The sequence below is a fragment of the Stenotrophomonas sp. SMYL86 genome, from assembly GCF_036320025.1.
In the GTDB taxonomy this organism is placed as follows: Bacteria; Pseudomonadota; Gammaproteobacteria; order Xanthomonadales; family Xanthomonadaceae; genus Stenotrophomonas; species Stenotrophomonas maltophilia_A.
Window position 1 is genome coordinate 24,041 of sequence record NZ_JAWIRU010000030.1, and the last position, 20,974, is coordinate 45,014.

The window sequence follows — 20,974 nt, forward strand, 5'->3', positions numbered from 1 at the left end:
GGTTGTCAGAAAAAATTCATCAAATCCGCGTTCTCCACTTCGGTGGATGCGGGCTCTTACTTGGGAGAAGCCGCTGCCGAGTCACGCAGCGGCACCTGCTGCCTTCTCTCTTCCAAGGACCCGTGATGCGCAACACGCTCTACCTGTCGATCATCCTCGCCCTGTCTCCCTGCAGCGTGCCGCTGGCGGCTGCGGCCACTGCCGATGGCCTCGAGGCCCGCGTTTCGGCGCCGATCGCGGCGCAGCCGCTGGCGCGCGCGCTGGAGCAGTTGTCGCGCAGTTCCGGCGTGCAGTTCCTGTATTCGGGCAGTGGTGAAGTGCACATGGCCGGGGCGGTGCCGCGCGGTGCCACCGTCAAGCAGGCGCTGGACGCGCTGCTGGCAGGGACCGGCCTGGGCTACACCGTGGTGGATGGCAACGTCATCGCCATTGATCCTGCGCCGGCACACAACGAACCGAAGCCGGCTGCGCCGAAGCCGCGCGAGGCCGAAGCGGTGGTGGCGCCGACCCTGGGCACGGTGAAGGTGATTGCTGCGCATGAGGTGATCGACCAGAAGAAGACCTCGCCGGTGATCAAGGATTCGGTGGTCTACGACGAGATGGACAGCTACGGCGACGAGACCCTGGCCGAGAGCCTGATGGCCGCGCCAGGCCTGAGTGCCGTGGAGGATGCCGGTGAGCCCCGTTACGTGACGGTGCGTGGCGTGCAGGCCAACCTCAACTACACCACCATCGATGGCATCGCGATTGCCAGCGTGGGTGGCAGTGGCTCGGGTGAGCGCATGAACAACCTGCAGCTGATTCCCAGCGACATCGGCACCCGCACCGACATCTACAAGAGCTTCAGCGCAGAGCAGGCGCCGGATGCGATCGGCGGCGTGATCGACATCATCAGCCGCAGTGCCTTCGACCGGTCCGGCAGGTACGTGTTCGCCGATGTGGCTGGTATCTACTCCACGGCCGAGACCAATGTCGAGCGCAGTGCCGGTGGCAACCACGAGACCCTGGGGCATTTCGGCAAGAGCGCCAAGATGGTGTTCTCCAACCAGTTCGGTGCCGACCAGGAATTCGGCCTTGTTGCGGTAGCGCGCTATGAGCAGCGTTCGCGCAACAGCGTCAAGCGCTGGGTGGAGTCGAACTACTACTACAACGACGCCGGCAAGTACCTCACCGACGGCACCACCGGGCCGGACGAGGCCAAGGGCTGGAACGGACTGCGTGCGCCGGGCAACTTCAGCACCGGCACCTACACCAACTTCATCACCAACTTCGGTGGCTCGGCCAAGCTGGAATGGAAGCCATCGGACGATCCCTTCTACGCATCGCTGCTGCTGTACTCGTACCGGTTCTACGAGAACTCGACGATGAACAAGACCGATCTGTACGGCAACGCCAAGTTTCCGATCCGCAACCAGACCGAAGACAGTGGTACCACCCAGATCAACAGCATCTACATCAAGAACCGCCACGACCGCTGGGACCGCAGCAACCGGGGCGCCATCGCCAGCTTCAACTGGGATATCGGTGATCGCTCGCGGCTGACCCTGCGTGGCGGCCATACCGAAGAGACCTTCCACAACAACCAGGTCTACTGGGGTGTGCGCGCCTACCCGAGCAATCTGTTCGTCGACTACGAGAACGACAGCCACGGCTTCCCGAACGCAGTGGCGGTTTCCGATTCCAGCCTGCTGACCAGCTCAGCGTTCAAACTCAACCCGGCACAGGCCTATGTCTCGCCGCGCGACGCCAAGGAGAGCATCGACAACCTGCGTGCCGACTTCAGCTACAACATCGACGCCGATGCGCGTGGCTTCGGCCTGGCCGCCGGCGCCGAATACCGCCATCTGAAGATCTGGCAGGACATCGACTTCGACTACTTCAAGAGCAGTGCCACGCTCAACGATTACCTGTATCCGGGTTCGACGCTGCTGGGCAGCGTGCCGGGCTTCCCGCTGATCGACAACCGCAAGTGGAACGAGGAACTGCTGCCGAAACTGGGCAACAACAATGCGGCGTATCCAAATGCCAACTTCACCAGCGACTACAAGTACGTGGAGGACATCACCAATGCCTACGTGTCCGCACACTACGCCTGGGACCGACTGCTGCTGATCGGCGGCCTGCGCTACGACCACACCCGCTTCGATGCCTACAGCCCATTCAGCGATGATGGCGGCACTACGTATACCTCTGCCTTCCGCAATACGAGCGGTGGCTACAACAACCTGCTGCCTTCATTGAATGCGACGTTCAAGTTGAGCGAGGACCAGCGCCTGCGCTTCTCCGCCAGCCGAACGCTGGGCCGGCCGACACCCAGCAACATCGCCCAGGCCACCAGCACCAGCTGTGGTGATGACGAGGAGGGCAGGGGCTTCTGCACCATCAAGCAGGGCAATGCCAACCTGCAGCCGCGCCGTTCCACCAACATCGACCTGGCGTGGGACCTGTACTTCAACGGCAACAACGGCCTGGTCTCGGTGGCACTGTTCGACAAGGTGATCAAGGACGACATCTACACCCTGACCACCTTCGAGAACGTGGGTGATACCCGCTACCGGGTCACCCAGCCGATGAACACCGACGAGTCCAGGCTGCGCGGTGTCGAGTTCGCGGTGGCCAACCGCAACCTGCAGTGGGGCCGCCAGCGCTTCGACATGTACTTCAACGCAACGCGGCTGGAAGGCCAGACCAACTACCGCATCAGTGATGGCACCGAACGCCGCCTGGACCGCCTGCTGTACCAGCCGGACTGGTCGCTCAATGGGTCGGTGATCTGGCGCATGCCGTGGAAGAGCGCACAGCTGCGCCTGTCCGGTACCTACCGCAGCCGGATGCTGGTCGACTTCGGCGATACCCAGTGGCTGGATTCGTACTACGACCCGTACATGACCTTCAACATGGGCTTCAGCCACAAGGTCAGCAGGCACGTGACGCTGAAGTACGAGGCCAAGAACCTGTTCAACACGCAGCCGACCTACAGCACCGGTCCGAATGGGCGCTTCCGTACCGAGATCGACGACTACGGCCGCTTCTTCTACTTCCACATCATCTACAACTGAGGGCGCAGCCGTGGATACGATCAATCGCAGGCGATTCCTGGCCCTGGCTGGCCTGTCCGCTGCCGGCGCGTGGATGGGCACGGCGCACGCGCTGGCCGCACAGGCCGATGCCGCCGCGCTGAACCCGCGCAACCTGCTGGCGTCGCCGCGGTTCGCCAGCACGCCGTTCACCCTGGGCGTGGCCTCGGGTGATCCTTCGGCCGATGGCATGGTGCTGTGGACACGGCTGGCGACCGAGCCGCTGGTGTTCGGCGGTGGCATGCCGACCCGGCCGATGGTGGTCGAATGGCAGCTGGCCGGGGACGAGGGCATGCGCAAGGTGGTACGCCAGGGTTCGGCGATGGCGCATCCCGAACTCGGCCACGCCGTGCACGTGGAGCTGGGTGGGTTGGCGCCCGCACGGCCTTACTGGTACCGCTTCACCGTAGGCGGCCACGCCAGTGCGGTCGGTTGCACCCGCACGCTGCCCGCAGCCACGGCCGCAGTGGATCGCGTGCGGTTTGCGGTGGCCGGTTGCCAGCACTACGAAGAAGGCCACTACACCGCGTGGCGGCGCATTGCCGAGGAACCGCTGGATTTCGTCTTCCACTACGGTGATTACATCTACGAAGGCGAAAGCCAGCCGGGCCTGCGGAAAATGAACGGCCAGCCGTTCACCAACCTGCGCAATCATGTCGGGCCGCAGATCTACACGCTGGACGACTACCGTCGCCGCTACGCCCAGTACAAGAGCGATGCCGACCTGCAGGCCGCGCATGCGTCGGCGCCGTGGTTCGTCACCTTCGATGACCACGAAGTGGACAACAACTGGGCCAGCGCCGAAGACCAGGACGATACGCCCAGCGAAGTGTTCCTGCTGCGCCGCGCACAGGCGTTCCAGGCCTACTACGAGAACATGCCACTGCGCCGTTCGGCGTTCCCGCGCGATGGCCACATGCAGATGTACCGGCGCGCACGCTATGGCACGCTGATGGACCTGCACCTGCTCGACACCCGCCAGTACCGCAGCAAGCAGGTGAACATGGCGCTGCGCGGGGAGGTGGAATCGCCGGAGCGCAGCATTGTGGGGGCAAAGCAGGAGCGCTGGCTGTTCGACGGCCTGGCCGATGCCGCGCCGCGCTGGCACACCATCGCCCACCAGGTGGCACTGGGCAACTACATGCGCGAGAAGGACGGGATGGTGCAGTCGTCCGACGACCAATGGTCGGGCTATCTGGACAGCCGCCGGCGCCTGCTCGATCACATCCAGAAGGTGGGCTTCGGCAACGTGGTGACGGCGTGTGGCGACGCGCACCGGCATTACGCCAGCGACCTGGTGCAGGACCATCGTGATTCAGGCGTGGTCTCCAGTGAGTTCCTTGCCACTTCGATTACTTCCGGCGCTGATGGCCAGGGTGTGGATGCATATGCCGAGAACCAGCTGCGGCACAGCCCTTATCTGAAGGCGACCACCGACAAGCGTGGCTATGTGTTGTGCGATGTCACCCGTGATGCGTGGATCGGCGACATGAAGACGCTGGATACCGTGATGCAGCCGAATGGCGCGCTGCAGAGCTGGAAGCGCTACGCGGTCGAGCACGGTCGGCCGGGGCTGCAGGAGGCCTGATCGGGCACGCCCCCTTGTAGAGTCGAGCCATGCTCGACTGCTTTTCCAGGCAATGATCGAACAGCGATCGAAAAGCAGTCGAGCATGGCTCGACTCTACAACAGCGCGACGGCTCAATCGTGCTCGAACCGCAATGGTTCGCTGCCCATCGCCGGGTCACTGGTGCCAGGACGCCCATCCTCGGCACGGCCCGCCAGGCGCAGCACACTCTCACCGGCGTTGACCTGCAGGTCGTACCAGCCCGCGGTAGGCGCTGCATCCCACGCCAATGCGGTCTCCGCATGCGCCGGCAGCGCCAGCGTCTGTTCCGGCATGTGCCCGGCATAGGCGCCGGCATGCACGCGCACTTGCTGTGCACTTTCACCCAGATTGCGCAGGTGCAGCCGCAGCTGGCCGTCGGCGCGCTCGACCGACGCCTGCACAACGGGTCCTTTGGCAGCGCCCTGGAAGTGACGGTGGAAGCCGTTCGGGCCCAGCAGCCAAAGGTCGTAGCGACCGTGCACATCCAGCGGCCAGCGCTCCCGCAGTGGCGTGCCCGGTATCAGTGTATAGCGGCGTGGCACCGCACCCAGCCGCAGCCGATCGTAGACATGCAGGACCGCTGCCGCACCTTCGCAGGACAACACCAGTTCCACGCCCGATGTGTTGATCGCGGCAATCGATGCCTGCGGCCGATAGGGCAGGGCACGCGCCGGACGTACGCCACGTTCCTGTTGCGCCGGTTCCAGCCCCTCCGGCAACGCCGGCACGGTGCGTCCCGGCAGGGCGGCGGCACGTGCGGCCGCCGCGCTCACGTCGGGCAGGCCGCGTATGAACGGACGGGTATCGCGCTGGGCGAAGTCGAAGGCGTTGCTCAGGTCTCCGCAGACCGCACGGCGCCAGGGTGAGATATCCGGTGCGGCCACGCCGAAGCGGCGTTCGATCAGCCGTATGACCGAGGTGTGGTCGTACACCTGCGAATCGACCCAGCCACCGCGGCTCCAGGGTGAAATCACGTACAGCGGCACGCGCGGACCCAGCCCATAGGGGCGGCCGCGCAGCTCGGCGGCGTCGTACTTCTCGTCGCCCGGTGCCGGATGGCGGTGGTACTCGCCTTCGGTACTGACCGAAGACGTACCCGCCCAGCCACCGTTTATCGGTGAAGGCGGTGCCGGTGGCGGCATGTGGTCGAAGAAGCCGTCGTTCTCGTCGAACATCAGCAGCAGGGCGGTGCGGCTCCACACCTCCGGATCGGCGGTCAGTGCATCCAGCACGCGTGCGGTATAGGCCGCGCCCTGGGCCGGGCTGGAGGGGCCGGGATGCTCGCTGCCGGCCGCGTCGGCGATGATGAAGCTGACCTGCGGCAGACGCCCATCGACCACGTCCTGGCGCAGCTGCGCCAGGCCACGGGTGCTGACCCCGCGTGCTCGCAGCTGCGGGTCATGCCCCGGCGCAGCGCGGTAGGCCTGGCGGAACGCCTCGAAGCCGGCCAGCGGGTTGTCGGTGAAGTTGTCGGCCATGTCCTGGTAGATCTGCCAGGAGACGCCCGCCTTCTGCAGGCGTTCGACATAGCTGGTCCAGCGATACGACGCCGGATGCCCGCCGTGCTCGGGGAAGTTGTCGTGTGAGTTGGCGATCACCGGGCCGCCAGCACGCGCGTGTGCATCATTGTGACCGGTCCACAGGAACACCCGGTTCGGGTTGGTTCCGGCCTGCATCGCGCAGTGGTAGGCGTCGCAGATGGTGAAGGCATCGGCCAGTGCGAACTGGAAGGGCAGGTCGCTGCGCTGGAAGTAGCCCATCGAGTGGTTCTGCTTGGCCTTCGGCCATTGCCCCATGCGGCCGTGGTCCCAGGCGCGCTGTGCGTCCGGCCAGGTGTGTGGTGTGCCCTCCACCCGCATGTAGCCGAAGTGCGCGGCGGTATCCAGCGGGAACGGTGCGATCGCGCGCGTGCCGCTGGCATCGGGTTGCAGCCACAGGCTGCGCGTGCGGCCGCCGGCCTGCAGCGCAGCGGCCGGGGCCACGAAGCGGTCGCCGAACCCCCGTACGCCCGGCAGCGTACCGAAGTAGTGGTCGAACGAGCGGTTCTCCTGCATGAACACCACGATGTGCTGCAGGTCTTCGAGGCTGCGCGTCTGCGCGGCGGGGGCGATCGCTGCGGCCCGGGCGATGCTGGGAAGCAGCGGAGAAAGGCCGGCGGCAACGCCGGCCTGCAACAACCGGCGTCGGCCGATATCAGTCACGGGTTCACTCACAGGTCCACACGGAAGGAGATGCCGACAGTGCGCGGGGCGCCGATGAAGGCGTTGTCGCGGCCGTCCACCCCTGCAAGATACCGCTTGTCGGTGAGGTTGCTCACCACCAGGTTGGCACCCATGCCCTTCAGGCGCGGCGACAGGCCCTGCAGGTCGAAGCCGATATTGGCGTTGAACACGGTGGCCGAGGGCAGCTTGTTGACGTTGGCGGCATCGAGGTAGCGCGTGCCGAGGTAGCGACCGGACAGGCCGAAGTTCCAGTTTTCGCCCTGCCAGTCGGCCGACAGCACCAGGGTCTGTTCTGGCTGGCCGATCACCTTGGCACCGTCGACGATGCCCAGCTGGGTATCACGTGCGGCATCGCCACTGCCCAGGTACTTGGAGCGGTTGTAGGTATAGGCGGCGTTTAGGCGCCAGCCATTGTCCCAGCCGTAGCCGAACGCCGCCTCCAGGCCGTTGCTTTCCACGCCACCGAAGTTCTCGTAGACACCGTCGGTCTCGCCCAGGTAGTCGATGCCGCTGACAAAGCCAGCCGGCAGGTAGACGATGCGGTTGTCGAACTTGATGTTGTACAGGGTGACCGACGCGGTCAGCGGCCAGCGGCTGATGCGCATGCCGACTTCGATGTTGTCGGCGGTCTCCGGCTCGACGTTGCGGAAGCGCTGCGGGTCGGTCTCGCCGAGCACGCCGGAGGGAATGGCGGCGAAGTTCTGCGAGAAGCCAGCGAACAGCTCCATGCCTTCCACACCGGGTGCCCAGGTGAAGCCGGTGGACAGCAGCGGATCGGACTTGGAATCGGATTTGACGTGCTCGCTGGCACCGATCACGCGGCGGCGCGACTGGTCGACGAAGAACTGCTTCACGCCCAGGCGTGCGCTGAACGGCCCGAAGCGGGCCACGTCCTCGACGTAGTACATCTGCTCGTCAACCTTGTACTTGTCCTCGAACTGCACCCAGTAAGGCTGGTGGTCGAAGGCGATGTCCTGGCCGACGTTGAGCAGGCGGTGCCAGTCGCGGCGGGCAGAACGGTCCAGCTTCTCCACCCACAGGCCGCCGCGGATCGTGTTGTCGACGGCACCGAAGGTCTGCCGCCATTCGACGTCGGCGGTCACGCCCATGCGGTCGTTGTCGTAGTGGGTGTGGCGGTAGGACTGCGCGCCCAGCACGTTGCCGGCATAGCAGTTCGGATCGTATTCGGCAGTGAAGCCCAGCCGCGGCGTGCAGCTGGCCAGGCGCTGCGCGGCGCTGCCGTCGGGATTGACGAAGAAGATCTGGCCGCGGTTGCTGCCGCCATACACGGTCTTTCCGCCGATGTACTCCGACTCGGGGCGGCCGGCACCATCATCGCTGACCTGTGCCAGGTACGGTGGCAGCCAGTCGCCACGACCTTCCATGCGGTGCCCGTAGGCCGCCACCGAGGCCTTGAAGCCGTTGCCGCCGTCGAAGGCCGCGCGCAGGTAGCCGAAGGTGTTCTCACGCAGCGCACGCGAGCCGGAACGGTAGTTCTGGTCCAGGTACGGAATGCCGGTGAGGGTGCCGACCAGGTTGTCGCGGTCCGGATTGGTGGCGAAGCCCTTCGGCGAGACGCTGGTGTACTCCGGCTCGTCGGCATCGTTGTAGGACAGGTAGCCGGTCAGCGTCCAGCGATCCAGCTCGGTGATGAACTTGCCGGCGATGTGGTCGTTGCTGGTCTTGCCGCTGCCATCGATCCAGTCGTGCACACGTGCGGAAGAAGCGCTGACCCAGGCGCGGGTATGGCCGCCGAGCAGGCCGGTGTCGTAGCGCACGTAGTACTTGCGCGCTTCGTTGTCACCGGCACCGACCACTAAGCGCAGGCGGCTGTCCTGCAGCGGATCGCTGGTAAGGAAGTTCAGGGTGCCGCCGAGGGCTTCGTTCGAGCGCGAGGAGATATCAGCGGTGCCCTGGCTGACTTCCACTGTTTCCAGGTCCAGGGTATCGATGTAGCGGTTGGCCAGCGAACCGCCACCGTAGCCCGAGCCGCCATTGGGCAGGCCGTCGATGGTGGTGCCGATCTGCTGGGTGTCACGGTTGGTCACGAAGCCGCGCATGCTGATCTGCGTGCCCCACACCGACGAACCGGTGGCATCGGCCTCGCTGACCACCACGCCGGGCACCTCGTTGAGCGCGTCGTTGACGCTGCTCATCACCGTCTGCCGGTTCAGTGTTTCCGCGCGCACCGACGTCTTCGCGTAGCTGGTGGCCTGACCAATCACCTGTACCTGGTCGAGGGTACGCGCATCGCTGCTGCGCGCTTCGCCCGTATCGCCCTGCGGTGCTTCTGCGAGGGCGTCCAGGGCGGGGGCGATCAGCAGGGCCAGCAGCGAGACACGGGGAAAACGCGCAATCGTTCGCATCGAAACCGGACCTTCAGAGGGAGGAAACCCCGGAGTGTCGGCAGCGCCAATGACATCGGCATGACGTGGCAGCGCAGGAACGATGGCACTGTGGGGGCGGTCACGGCCTTCGGGTATGCTCGGCGCTTCAATGGACCTGAGGTGGTGGCGATGCAGAAGCGATCGAAGATCTGGCTGGGAGGTGCAGCCCTGGTGCTGCTGGCAGGGTGCAACCGGACGCCCTCGGATGGAGAGGTGGCACCGCCTGCGCCAGCCACGGCGGACGAGGCCGCAGCACCGGCCGCCGCCCCAGCGGGTTCAACGGCCGCCGCCGACGGCACCGCACTCACCGACCGCGATGGCAAGCCGGTGCCGCTGGTGCCTTTCGACACCAGCAGCGTGCCGCTGAGCGACACCACGCTGGGCGGACTGCCGTTCTTCAGCCTGCCGCAGGGCTACGCGCCGCAGAACGCCCCGCACCCGCGCGCCTGGGCGCGCTTCCCGTTCCGGATGGGCGAGGGTGTGCATTGGGTGGAAGGTCCGAGCTGGTCGGCGCGCATCGTGACCGACAGTGAGGTGGCCCCCGACAAGGCGTTCTCTGCGCTGGAAGTGCAGCGCAACTTCGACGGTGTGATCACCGCGGCTGGCGGCCGCAAGGTCTTTGAAGGCACGCTGCTGCGCGACATCTACTACGGCCCGCAACTGGAAGGCGAGATCGGTGGTGGCTTCATCGATGCGGTGAACGGTGAACAGGACGCACCCACCACCGTCTACGTGCTGCGCCAGGCCAACCGCACCGTGTGGGTGCAGCTGGCGGTGGACAGCAACGGCGCCGGTCTGGTGGTCGTGGATGACGTTCCGTTCAAGGCCACCGCGCAGTGGTCGGACCGTTTCCCGCACCTGTCCCTGCCGGCCGGCTATCGTGAGCGCAACACGCCCGAGCAGCGTGATTTCGATGCCTTCCCGTTCTGGACCGGAGATCACTTCGAACCGGTCGAGGGCCGCACCTTCGCTGCCGATTTCGACAAGGGCGAGCGCGAATACTCGATGCATGAAGTACGCCGCAACCTTGAGGCGATGATGGCCCAGGTCAACGGCACCAAGGTGTTCGTGGGGCGCATCCCGCACGAGGCGGCCGAGGGCGTGTCGAAGCAGGTGCAGTCGTCCTACGGCAACGCGGCCAGCTACAGCTGGGACAACTACGACACCGTGGTCTATCGCGTCGATCTGGCTGATGGCCGCCAGGTGTGGGTGCATGCTCGCCTCGAATACCTCAGCGCAGGCTGGGTCGTGGTCGAGCGCAAGGGTTTCACCCAGACCGCGGCGCTGCTGCCGGCCGATGCGTTGAAGAAGAAGCTGGACAGCGACGGCCGCGTGGCGATCCAGGTCAACTTCGCCACCGACAAGGCGCAGATCCTGCCGACGTCCGAACCGCAACTGGCGCAGGTGCTGGACCTGCTGCGTGCCGACCCGTCGCTGAAACTGTCGATTGAAGGCCACACCGACAACAGTGGCGCGGCCGCGCACAACCGCAGCTTGTCCGAGGATCGTGCGCGGTCGGTGGTGGCGGCGTTGACCGCCAAGGGCATCGCCGCCGACCGCCTGCAGGCGGCCGGCTTCGGTGCCGACAGGCCGGTAGCCGACAATGGCAGCGAGCAAGGCAAAGCGCGCAATCGCCGGGTCGAGCTGGTCAAGCGCTGAACCACGCCCTCCTCAGTACCGCGCGTCCTTGGGTTTCGGGTCGCGCGGCCAGTCCTTGGCCTTGTTGGCGAAGTCCGGCCGCGGCTGGTTGATGAAGTAGCTGGCGATGTCCACCGCATCCTGGTCGGGCATCACCTGCTGCCCCAGTGGCGGCTCGCGGGTCACCGCCGGCGGCATGTTGTGCTTGACGAAACCGGCCGCCTTGTACAGGCGCGCCATGCCGGCGCCGATGTTGAAGCTGTGGTCGCCCCACAGCGGCGGGAAGGCGATATCACCGCTGGCGTCGCGCCGGCCTTCGCCGTTGTCGCCATGGCAGGCGGCACACTGCACGGCGTACAGCGCCTGGCCACGGATCGGGTCCGGGGTCAGCGTGCTGTCGATGGGGCCCTCGCTGGGGGCGGCCACCTTTGCACCGTCTGGCACTGGACTGCTCAGCCACGCCATGTAATCGAGCATGGCGCGCATCTGCGGTGAGTCTTTCGGCAGCGGCTTGCCGTTCATTGAGCGCTGCAGGCAGCCATTGATGCGCTCAGTCAGCCCGATCACCTTGCCCGGGCGCGGCATGTAACGCGGATAGGCGCCGCCGCCCGTATTGAAGTAGTGGTTGCCGAACGGTCGCTTGCCCTCGGCCATGTGGCACGAATTGCAGTTCAGATCGTTGCCGACGTTGTCCGGCAGCAGCCGTGCGGTCTCGTTGAGGAGGCGGCGACCAAGCATCACCGATTCGGCATTGCCGAGCCCGGCGATCTCCTCGGCGCTGGGTGCATGGTAGTGGCCGACCACCTTGCCCTGGGCATCGAGGATATCGATCGTGCTGGCTACGGCGGCATCCAGGTCCGGGTACAGATGGCGATAGGCGAGGGTGCCGGCGCCGGCCAGCAGCACGAGGGTGACCATGCTGCCGATCAGCAGGCGGGAGCGTTTGCGCGAACGTTTCATCGTGCGGCCTCCTGCGGAACGTAGTGCACCGGCTTGTCACGCACCACCCGGCGCATGCGCGCCACGTCGACCTCGCTCACCGCGCTGGCCTGGTTGCCCCAGCTGCTGCGGATGAAGGTCAGGATCTGTGCCAGCTGTGCATTCGGCAGCTGCTCGAAACCGGGCATGGTGAAGGCCATGCGGTCGTGCGGGGTATGCGGCGTGCGGCCGCCGATCAGGGTTACCTGTACCAGCGAGCTGGGATCATCGGCGAACACGATCGAGTTGCCGGCCAGCGCCGGGTAGACCCGTGGCATGCCGCGGCCGTCGGCGCGATGGCAGGCCTGGCAATGCTCGGCATAGGCCAGCGAGCCGGCCACGCGATAGTCGCCGCTGCGCAGTGCGGCGGTGGTGGTGTCGGTACCCGGGGACCACTGTGCGTTGCGGCCCTCGCGTGCCGGCAGCTGTTTCAGGTAGCGGGCCATCGCCAGCAGGTCGGCGTCGGACAGGTACTGCGTGCTGTGCTCGACCACGTCGGCCATACCGCCGAAGGCTGCCGAGCGATCGGTGCGGCCGGTGCGCAGGAAGTCGACGATCTCGCCCTCGCTCCAGCTGGCCAGACCGGTTGATTCATTGCGCAGGTTCTTCGCATACCAGCCTTCCAGCACCGAGCCGGACAGGAACTGGCGGCTGCCATCATCGGCCATCGCCTTTTCCTGGAACGCCAGGCCACGTGGCGTGTGGCAGGCGCCGCAGTGGGCCAGGCCTTCCACCAGTTCGGCGCCGCGCTGCTGGCCGGCATCCAGCGACGGATCCGGGTTGAACGTACGCGGGCGTGCGAACAGCAGCTGCCACCAGGCCAGTGGCCAGCGCATGTTGGCCGGCCACGGGATCGTGCTGTCGGCGTTGCCCTGCTTCACCGGCTGCACCGAGCCCATGAAGTAGGCGTACAGCGCCTTGATCTCGGCATCGCTGGCGATCACGTATGAGGCATACGGCATTGCCGGATACAACGGCTGCCCATCGTGACGGATGCCGCGACGGACCGCGCGCTCGAAGTCCGCGTAGTCGTAGGCGCCAATGCCGGTGTCCGGATCGGGCGTGATGTTGGTCGAGTAGATCGTGCCCATCGGCGTCTGCATGCCGAGGCCACCGGCGAACGGCTTGCCGCCGGGCGCGGTGTGGCAGGCGGCGCAGTCGGCGGCGCGCGACAGGTACTGCCCCTGCGCGATCAGTGCCGGGTCGTGGGTGTCGACCTGCGCCGTCTGTCGCGGTGCGAACCAGTAGGGCGTGGTGCGGGCGATGCCGTAGGCGGCGGCCAGCATGGCGGCCAGGGCAATGGCGAGCTTGAACGAGGTGCGCATGGCGGCACTGTGGGCAATCCCGCGCGCGCGTTCATTGATCCGGATCAATGACTGAACGGATACAGCTTGTACACCAAGCTGAATCGTTCCTGCGCTGTCATCAAGCCGTCATCCGCGCGCGATAGATGACCGGTCTATCGGGGCGTTAACGTCCCAGCCTGTCTGATTCACCCCTATGACGTGATATGAAGCGCCTGCTGCTGCTGTTGCTGGCGTGCGCCGGCCTGTGGTTGGCTGCATGCTCCTCCTCCATCAATGCCTCGTCCACCTCACTCGCCGATCGGCTGATCGCACCGGGTGGCGTATCGACCCTGCTCGATCGCCCGCGCATTGCCGCGGCCATCGCCGAACTGCCCAACCGCCATGGCTTCGCGCCGGGCCGCGATGGCGTGCCGATCTTCTGGCGTGTGTTCGATCCCGGCGATTACGGCGCGCGTTACCACTACCTGCCGCAGCGCCATGAGAACGGCCTGCCGCTGGATACCGGCCTGAGCCTGGCGGTGCCGCAGCCGTTCCGCGCGCAGACGCCGCGCGGCACCGTAGTGCTGCTGCACGGCTGGATGATGAACGGTGATTCGATGCTGCCGTGGTCGCTGCAGCTGGCCGAGTCCGGCTACCGCGTGATCACCCTGGACCTGCGCAACCATGGCCAGTCCGGTACCGGTCCGTCCGGATACGGCACCTACGAATCCGATGACGTGGTTGATGTGATCGGTGAGCTGCGTGCACGCGGTGAAGTGACCGGTCCGTTGTACCTGTTCGGTGTGTCCTACGGCGCGGCCACGGCGGTGTTCACCGCCGACAAGCTGGGCGACCAGGTGGAAGGCGTGGTGGCGATGGAATCGTTCGCCAATGCCGGTGTGGCGATCCGCACCATGATCCCGCACCTGATGGGACTGCAGCCGGAAGGCCTGAAGGCGCAGGCGGTGGCGTCGTACGCGCGCTGGCGCTACGGCGGCCAGGACATCAACCAGGTGATCGCCGCCGCCAGCCGCCGCATCGATGTTGACCTGGACCGCGTGGACGTGGCGCGCGCGCTGGCCGATACCCGCGCCTGCGTACTGCTGCTGCACGGGCAGGGCGACCAGCACATTCCGGTCAGCCAGGGCCGCGAACTGGCCCAGGCCAATCCGCGCGCGCACTACATCGAGATGCGCGGCGAGGACCACATCACGCTGCCGCTGCGACTGGACCTGCTGGCGGGCGTGGTCGATGACTGGATGGCGCGCGACGAGCACCATCCGCAGAGCGCGTGCCCGGCACCACAGCTGCCGGCCCAGGCCGAGTGGCTGACACGCAGCTGAGAAAAGGGGACGGAGGGGATTAAGTCGTTTCCCGCACAGCTGGGCCAGAAACGACTTAATCCCCTCCGTCCCCTTTTTTCTGTCAGGCCACCCGTCTTGCCAGCGAGCGCGCAGACGCCGCGACGCCCAGCAGCAGCGCGGCCACGCACAGGAAGGCGAAGCCGAGGCTGGTAGCGTGTGCGAGTGCGCCGATCGCTGCCGGTCCGGCGAGAATGCCGGCGTAGCCCAGCGTGGTGACCGCGGTGATGGCGATGCTCTCCGGCATCACCCGCTGTTGGCCCGCCATCGAGAACAGCGCCGGCACGATGTTGGCGCAGCCCAGCCCGACCAGTACGTAGCCGGCCAGCGCCACCGGGAACGATGGCACCAGCGTCGCCAGGGTGAAACCCGCAGCAGCGGTGATGCCGCCGAAGACCAGGGTGCGGGTCCGGCCGAGGCGCTCGACGATGCCGTCGCCGAACAGGCGCATCGCGGTCATCGCCAGGGTGAACAGTGCAAAGCCGGCACCGGCCTGGTCACGTGGCACCTGCCGCACTTCGGCGAGGAACACCGCGCTCCAGTCCAGCATCGAGCCCTCGGCGAGGAACACCACGAAGGCCAGCACGCCGATGAACAGCACCACGCCATGCGGCAATGCCAGCAGGGGGCCTTCATGCAGGATCCGTTGTGGGCGCCAGTGCGGTGCCGACAGCACTGCCACCAGCAGCAGAGCGGCCACGGAAACCAACGCGGCGAGCCACAGCGGCGTACCCAGGATCAGCATGCCGGTCATGCAGCCGGCGCCGACGAAGCCGCCGATGCTGTAGAAGGCATGGAATCCGGACATCATCGCGCGCCCGGCGTCGCGCTCGACCGCGACCGCCTGCATGTTCATCGCACAATCCAGTGCACCGACGCCGGCGCCGAACACGAACAGGGCCGCGCCCAGCGCTACCGGAGAGGGCGCCAGCACCAGCAAGGGCAGGGCGCACAGCATCATCGCGCAGGTGATCACCATCACCCGGCGGCATCCCAGCCGCCCGGTCAGCGCACCTGCCAGTGGCATCGCCAGCAGTGAGCCGAGCCCGAGGCACAGCAGCACGGCGCCGAGGCTGGCGTCGGACAGCCCGGCCTTGGCCTTGGCGTAGGGCACCATCGGCGCCCATGCGGCGGTGGCGAATCCAGGGATGAAGAAGGCGGCACGGGTGGCGTGCTGTTGGGCACGTGGGGATGAAGGCGTCATGCGCGGTGCGAAGCTCCAGGGATCATCCATGAAAACGTTTTCAAGCGGGATCGGCAAGTGCCATGCATGACATCCAGCGACGCATACGATTGCAGTGACCCGAATGCGTCACCGCTGATTAACGCCAAAGACGGACAGTGGCGACACGGTCGGCATTCCGCCGGCCGCTGCCGGAGATCCGTACATGAGCACGACACCGACCATCCTCCTCGTCCATGGTTTCTGGGGCGGGGCCGCACACTGGGCCAAAGTGATCCTGGAGCTGCATCGCAACGGCCATGACCGCGTGCAGGCGGTGGAACTGCCACTCACCTCGCTGGCCGACGATGCCGGCCGCACCCAGAAAATGATCCGGCAGATCGACGGGCCGGTGCTGCTGGTCGGCCACTCCTACGGTGGTGCGGTGATCAGCCAGGCCGGCAACGAGGCCAACGTGAAGGGCCTGGTCTATATCGCAGCGTTCGCCCCGGATGCCGGCGAGAGCCCCGGTGGCATCACCCAGCAGCATCTGCCGGAAGCGGCACCGAACCTGGCGCCGGACAGTGATGGTTACCTGTGGCTGCGCGCCGACAAGTTCCATGAAAGCTTCTGCCAGGACCTGAGCGACGACGAGGGCCGGGTGATGGCGGTGACCCAGAAGGCGCCGCTGGCCAGCACTTTCGGTGATGCGGTGAGCGACCCGGCGTGGAAGCACAAGCCGAGCTGGTACCAGCTGTCCCGCCATGATCGGATGATCGCGCCGGAGAACCAGAGGGCAATGGCCACGCGCATGCAGCCCAAGCGACTGCTGGAGCTGGATGCCAGCCATGCCTCGCTGGCCTCGCAGCCGAAGGACGTGACCGCAATGATCCTGGAGGCCTGCGCCGCCATCGGCGGCTGAGCCTGCGGCAGCGCGCCGCACCACAGCACATCGCACGACAGCCGGGGCGCAGGGGAGTACACTCCTGCGCCTGCGGCCATCCGGCCGCGTCCCCGTCTTCCCTCCAGCCGCCGCCAGAGGATCCCACCCGATCGTGGAGGTCCCGTCGTGCTGTCTGTGCCTGATGCCCGTATTCCGTCCCCCTTGCCGCGTCGCCGTGCGTTGCCGCAGGCGCTTGCCCAGGGCCTGCTGATCACTGCACTGGCCAGCAGCGGCATCGCAGCCGCGCAGTCCGCCGCCGAGCCGGACAAGGCCGCCGAGGCCCCCGCGTCGCAGACCCTGCAGACCGTGCAGGTCACCGCCAACCTGCTCGGCACCATCACCGAGGGCAGCGGCGCGTACACGCCCGGCACCATCGCCACCGCCACCCGCCTGGTGCTGACGCCACGGCAGACCCCGCAGACCATCAGCGTCATTACCCGCGCTCAGATGGACGACTTTGGCCTGAACGGCATCGATGACGTGATGCGGGTGACCCCGGGCATCAGCATCGTCACCTACGACAGCGAGCGCACCGAGTACTACGCGCGCGGCTTCGCCGTGCAGAACTTCCAGTACGACGGCATCCCGATGTCGCGTGACTCGGCCTATTCGGCGGGCAACACGCTCAGCGATACCGCGATCTATGACCGCATCGAAGTGCTCAAGGGCGCGACCGGCCTGCTCACCGGCATGGGCGATCCGGGCGCGACCATCAACCTGGTGCGCAAGAAGCCGGGCAAGGAGTTCGCCGGCAGTGCGACGCTGGGTGTGGGCCGCTGGGATGACTATCGTGCCGAGATCGATGTTGGCGGCCCGTTGACCGCCGATGGACGCGTGCGCGGTCGTGCGGTGGGCGCCTGGCAGGACAAGCATTCCAATCTCGACTTCTACCAGCGCACCAGCAAGGTGGGCTACGCAGTGCTGGAAGCCGATCTGGGCGAGCGCACGCTGCTGACCGTGGGTGGCGATACGATGGACAGCGACCCGAAGGGCTCGACCTGGGGTGGCATCCCTCTTCTGGACAGTGCCGGCAACTTCAATGACATGCCGCGTTCGTTCAACAACGGCACGCGCTGGAGTGGCTGGCGCCAGTATGTGCGCACCGGCTTTGCCACGCTCGAGCACACCTTCGCCAACGACTGGGTGGCCAAGCTGCAACTCAACCACCAGGTCAACGGCTATGACGCCGCACTGGCCGGCGCCGCCGCCGGCAATCCCGATCCGTTGACCGGCGAGGGCGTCAGCCTGTGGCTCGGCAAGTACGTTGGCAAGACCGTCAGCAATGCTGCCGACTTCTATGTGAGCGGTCATTTCGGCCTGTTCGGGCGGGAGCATGAGCTGGTGGTCGGTGGCAGCGCCTCGCGCAAGCGCTGGACCAATACCGGCTACGGCCCGCAGGCGGGGTTCCCGGATACCGTGCCGGACTACAGAACCTGGAATGGCGACATTCCCGAGCCGGAGTGGCAGCGCAGCTACAGCAACAACGAAGTGACGCGTGAGAACGGCCTGTATGTGGTCGGCCGTTTCGACGTGGCCGATCCACTGAAGGTGATCGTGGGCAGTCGCCTGGCCAGCTACCGCTCGCCGGACACGCGCGAGACCGGCGTGTTCGTGCCGTATGCCGGTGTGGTCTACGACCTCGGTGAGCACTATTCGGTGTACGCCAGCTACAGCACCATCTTCAAACCGCACAGCGAACGCGACGAGCAGGGCAAGGCACTGGATCCGCTGGAAGGCCGCAGCTACGAGATGGGCCTGAAGGCCGAGTTCCTCGATGGGCGCTTCAACGCCAGTGCGGCGCTGTTCCAGCTCGACCAGGACAACTTCGCCCAGCCCACTGGTGGCAAGACACCGGACGGGCAGGATGCCTATCGCGCCCTGATGGGCGTGCGTACCAAGGGTTACGAGCTGGAAATGTCGGGCCAGCTGGCCGAAGGCTGGCAGGTGCAGGGTGGGTTCTCGCACAAGATCGCCCGCCAGGCCGGTGCCAAGGTAACCACACTGGAGCCGGAAAACCAGTTCAGCCTGCACACCAGCTACCGCCTGCGCGGCGACTGGAAGGGGCTGACGCTGGGCGGTGGCGCGCGCTGGCAGGATTCCACTTTCGGTGAGATCACCAACCCGGCCACGCAGGCCAAGGTGGTGCATCGCACCCAGCCCTATTGGCTGCTGGATGCGATGGCGCGCTATGAATTCAACGATCGCCTGTCGGCCACGCTCAACGTCAACAACCTGCTGGACAAGCGTTACTACACGATCTTCAGCTGGTACAGCACCTACACCTGGGGTGAGCCGCGCAATGTGCGGTTGGCGATGACGTACAAGTTCTGACGCCGGTGGTGCTGTAGAGCCGAGCCCGCGCTCGGCTGGCTGTCAAACCGCAGCCGAGCATGGCTCGGCTCTACAAATACGCCCACGATGCTTTTCGGCATCGCGGGCGTTGTCGTTACAGCGGCAGGTCGAACACCAGCACTTCGGCGTCGTTGCCGTTCTCCAGGGTCAGCTGAGCTTCGTCGCTGACCTGCAGCGCATCACCGGCTTCCAGTGTGATGCCATTGACCTGCAGCTGGCCTCGGGCCACCTGCACATAGGCGCCACGACCGTTGCCGAGGGCGTGGTGCAGCTTCTGGCCGCCATCGAGGATGGTGGCGAAGATGCGGGCATCCTGGTGGATGCGCAGCGAACCATCGGCACCGTCCGGCGAAGCGATCAGGCGCAGCTGGCCGCGCTTGGTTTCCGGGGCGAAGTGGGTCTCTTCGTACGACGGAGTAATGTTCTCCGCGTCCGGGAAGATCCAGATCTGCAGGAAGTGCACGGTCTCGTCGGCGGAGTGATTGAACTCGCTGTGGCTGACACCGCTGCCGGCACTCATGCGCTGCACGTCGCCGTAACGCAGCACCGAACCGGTGCCCATCGAGTCCTTGTGCTCCAGCGCGCCGCCCAGCACATAGGAAACGATCTCCATGTTGCTGTGGCTGTGGGTGCCGAAGCCCTGGCCGCCGATCACCTTGTCTTCGTTGATCACCCGCAGCGGGCCGAAGCTGACGTAGCGGGGGTCGTAGTAGTTGGCGAAGGAGAAGGTATGGCGCGAGGACAGCCAGCCATGCTCGGCCAGGCCACGGGTAGCGCTCTTGCGGATCTGCAGCATGATGGAATCTCCTTGTTCGATGGTTTCGATGGGGCGGGGTGGGCTGGTAGCCGCTGTGTTTACCCGTTGGAGTGAAGTATCCGCTTGCACCCGGGGTTTGAAAAACGGATAGTTTTGACAGTCATCATCGAAAAATTCGAATGCTCAAGCTCAGCCTCGATGCCCTGCAGATCCTGGACGCCATCGACCGCCGCGGCTCGTTCGCCGGCGCCGGCAAGGCCCTGCACAAAGTGCCTTCGACCATCTCCTACACCGTGGCCAAGCTGGAGGAGGACCTGGGTGTACAGCTGTTCGACCGGGTCGGCCCGCGCGCCGAGCCGACCGAGGCCGGACGCGCCCTGCTGGACGAGGGGCGGCATCTGCTGCGCGCGGCCCGCGAGCTGGAACTGCGGGTGCGCCGGGTGGCGTCGGGCTGGGAGACCGAACTGACCCTGGCGGTGGACTCGGTGTTCCCGACCTGGCTGCTCGGCCCGGACATCGCTGCGTTTCGTGAGGCGGAGGCGCCGACCCGGCTGCGGTTGATCGGCGAGGCCCTGTCCGGTACCTGGGAGGCCTTGCTGGACCGCCGTGCCGACCTGCTGGTTGGTGCGCCGGGCGAGGGTCCCAGCGGCGGCGGTTACGTGGTCGAGCCGCTGGGTACGGTGGAGTTCGTGTTCGCGGTCGCCCCCGGTCATCCGTTGGCTGCAGTGCCGGGCGTGCTCGGACGCGAGCAGCTGGTCGAGCACTGCGCGATCGCGGTCTCCGATTCGGCGCGGCGGCTGCTGCCGCGCACGGTCGGTCTGTTGATGGGGCAGGAGATGCTGACGGTGCCGGACATGGCCAGCAAGCTGAAGTTGCAGTGCGAAGGCGTGGGCTTCGGTTTCCTGCCCGAGCCCTGCGCGCGTGCGGCGGTGGCGCGTGGCCAGCTGGTGATCCGCGAGGTGGAGGAGCACAAGCCGGAAGAGACCTTCTGGCTGGCCTGGCGCACCGGCGAGGATGGTGCCGCACTGCGCTGGTGGCGAGAGCGCCTGCGCAGGCCGGAGCTGCTGTCACAGTGGTGGCAGTCAATGGCCAAAGGGTAGGGGTTTGGCAGGGCTGCGCCCTGCACCCGCTGCGAGCTGGAGCAACAGCAACAGCAACAGCAACAGCAGAAGCTGGTTTCCTGTGGGGAGGTGGGGGGGGGG

The 20,974-nt window shown here is 66.3% G+C and carries 13 protein-coding genes; 7 read left to right on the plus strand and 6 right to left on the minus strand.

The genetic code is table 11. The annotated features are described in order from the left end of the window. Positions 1-125 precede the first annotated feature (125 nt). Both V3B64_RS21230 and V3B64_RS21235 read left to right on the plus strand, forming a co-directional pair. Positions 126-3,059, plus strand: coding sequence for a TonB-dependent receptor (locus V3B64_RS21230; protein WP_329914917.1), 2,934 nt, complete (start codon positions 126-128; stop codon positions 3,057-3,059). A gap of 10 nt (positions 3,060-3,069) precedes the next feature. Then, positions 3,070-4,665, plus strand: coding sequence for an alkaline phosphatase D family protein (locus tag V3B64_RS21235; protein WP_329914918.1), 1,596 nt, complete (start codon positions 3,070-3,072; stop codon positions 4,663-4,665). 113 nt (positions 4,666-4,778) lie between these two features. On the opposite strand, the gene V3B64_RS21240 is transcribed toward V3B64_RS21235, so the two are convergent. After that, positions 4,779-6,887 (minus strand): phospholipase C, phosphocholine-specific, encoded by a 2,109-nt coding sequence (locus V3B64_RS21240; protein WP_329914919.1) that lies wholly within the window; start codon positions 6,885-6,887, stop codon positions 4,779-4,781. Between the two features lie 8 nt (positions 6,888-6,895). Next, a complete protein-coding gene (locus V3B64_RS21245; protein WP_329914920.1) occupies positions 6,896-9,274 on the minus strand; it encodes a TonB-dependent receptor in 2,379 nt (792 codons plus the stop codon). 150 nt (positions 9,275-9,424) lie between these two features. Here V3B64_RS21245 and V3B64_RS21250 point away from each other — a divergent pair, with 150 nt between their 5' ends. Continuing rightward, positions 9,425-10,954 (plus strand): OmpA family protein, encoded by a 1,530-nt coding sequence (locus V3B64_RS21250; protein ID WP_329914921.1) that lies wholly within the window; start codon positions 9,425-9,427, stop codon positions 10,952-10,954. Between the two features lie 12 nt (positions 10,955-10,966). On the opposite strand, the gene V3B64_RS21255 is transcribed toward V3B64_RS21250, so the two are convergent. Next, positions 10,967-11,893, minus strand: coding sequence for a c-type cytochrome (locus V3B64_RS21255; RefSeq protein ID WP_329914922.1), 927 nt, complete (start codon positions 11,891-11,893; stop codon positions 10,967-10,969). Beyond that, positions 11,890-13,236, minus strand: coding sequence for a cytochrome c (locus V3B64_RS21260; protein ID WP_329914923.1), 1,347 nt, complete (start codon positions 13,234-13,236; stop codon positions 11,890-11,892). The genes V3B64_RS21255 and V3B64_RS21260 overlap by 4 nt, the downstream gene beginning before the upstream one ends. A 185-nt stretch (positions 13,237-13,421) precedes the next feature. Here V3B64_RS21260 and V3B64_RS21265 point away from each other — a divergent pair, with 185 nt between their 5' ends. Further along, positions 13,422-14,540, plus strand: coding sequence for an alpha/beta fold hydrolase (locus V3B64_RS21265; protein WP_329914924.1), 1,119 nt, complete (start codon positions 13,422-13,424; stop codon positions 14,538-14,540). Positions 14,541-14,622: 82 nt separating this feature from the next. On the opposite strand, the gene V3B64_RS21270 is transcribed toward V3B64_RS21265, so the two are convergent. After that, positions 14,623-15,762: an MFS transporter gene (locus tag V3B64_RS21270; RefSeq protein ID WP_049461323.1), complete on the minus strand. Its 1,140-nt coding sequence runs from the start codon at positions 15,760-15,762 to the stop codon at positions 14,623-14,625. Between the two features lie 184 nt (positions 15,763-15,946). Here V3B64_RS21270 and V3B64_RS21275 point away from each other — a divergent pair, with 184 nt between their 5' ends. Together V3B64_RS21275 and V3B64_RS21280 are read left to right on the plus strand one after the other, a co-directional pair. Beyond that, complete coding sequence (locus V3B64_RS21275) at positions 15,947-16,642, plus strand: alpha/beta hydrolase (protein ID WP_329914925.1); 696 nt, start codon at positions 15,947-15,949, stop codon at positions 16,640-16,642. A gap of 147 nt (positions 16,643-16,789) precedes the next feature. After that, positions 16,790-18,994, plus strand: coding sequence for a TonB-dependent siderophore receptor (locus V3B64_RS21280; protein WP_329914926.1), 2,205 nt, complete (start codon positions 16,790-16,792; stop codon positions 18,992-18,994). A gap of 115 nt (positions 18,995-19,109) precedes the next feature. On the opposite strand, the gene V3B64_RS21285 is transcribed toward V3B64_RS21280, so the two are convergent. After that, positions 19,110-19,811 (minus strand): pirin family protein, encoded by a 702-nt coding sequence (locus V3B64_RS21285; protein WP_012510689.1) that lies wholly within the window; start codon positions 19,809-19,811, stop codon positions 19,110-19,112. Positions 19,812-19,951: 140 nt separating this feature from the next. Between V3B64_RS21285 and V3B64_RS21290 the strand changes: the two genes are divergently transcribed. Further along, a complete protein-coding gene (locus tag V3B64_RS21290; RefSeq protein WP_097049880.1) occupies positions 19,952-20,872 on the plus strand; it encodes a LysR family transcriptional regulator in 921 nt (306 codons plus the stop codon). Positions 20,873-20,974 lie beyond the last annotated feature (102 nt).

Excerpts from the sequence above, each read along its gene's own strand:
- V3B64_RS21230 (WP_329914917.1), top strand. The coding sequence starts at position 126 with ATGCGCAACACGCTCTACCTGTCGATCATCCTCGCCCTGTCTCCCTGC.
- V3B64_RS21245 (WP_329914920.1), bottom strand. The coding sequence starts at position 9,274 with ATGCGAACGATTGCGCGTTTTCCCCGTGTCTCGCTGCTGGCCCTGCTG.
- V3B64_RS21250 (WP_329914921.1), top strand. The coding sequence starts at position 9,425 with ATGCAGAAGCGATCGAAGATCTGGCTGGGAGGTGCAGCCCTGGTGCTG.
- V3B64_RS21255 (WP_329914922.1), bottom strand. The coding sequence starts at position 11,893 with ATGAAACGTTCGCGCAAACGCTCCCGCCTGCTGATCGGCAGCATGGTC.
- V3B64_RS21260 (WP_329914923.1), bottom strand. The coding sequence starts at position 13,236 with ATGCGCACCTCGTTCAAGCTCGCCATTGCCCTGGCCGCCATGCTGGCC.
- V3B64_RS21265 (WP_329914924.1), top strand. The coding sequence starts at position 13,422 with ATGAAGCGCCTGCTGCTGCTGTTGCTGGCGTGCGCCGGCCTGTGGTTG.
- V3B64_RS21270 (WP_049461323.1), bottom strand. The coding sequence starts at position 15,762 with ATGACGCCTTCATCCCCACGTGCCCAACAGCACGCCACCCGTGCCGCC.
- V3B64_RS21275 (WP_329914925.1), top strand. The coding sequence starts at position 15,947 with ATGAGCACGACACCGACCATCCTCCTCGTCCATGGTTTCTGGGGCGGG.
- V3B64_RS21285 (WP_012510689.1), bottom strand. The coding sequence starts at position 19,811 with ATGCTGCAGATCCGCAAGAGCGCTACCCGTGGCCTGGCCGAGCATGGC.
- V3B64_RS21290 (WP_097049880.1), top strand. The coding sequence starts at position 19,952 with ATGCTCAAGCTCAGCCTCGATGCCCTGCAGATCCTGGACGCCATCGAC.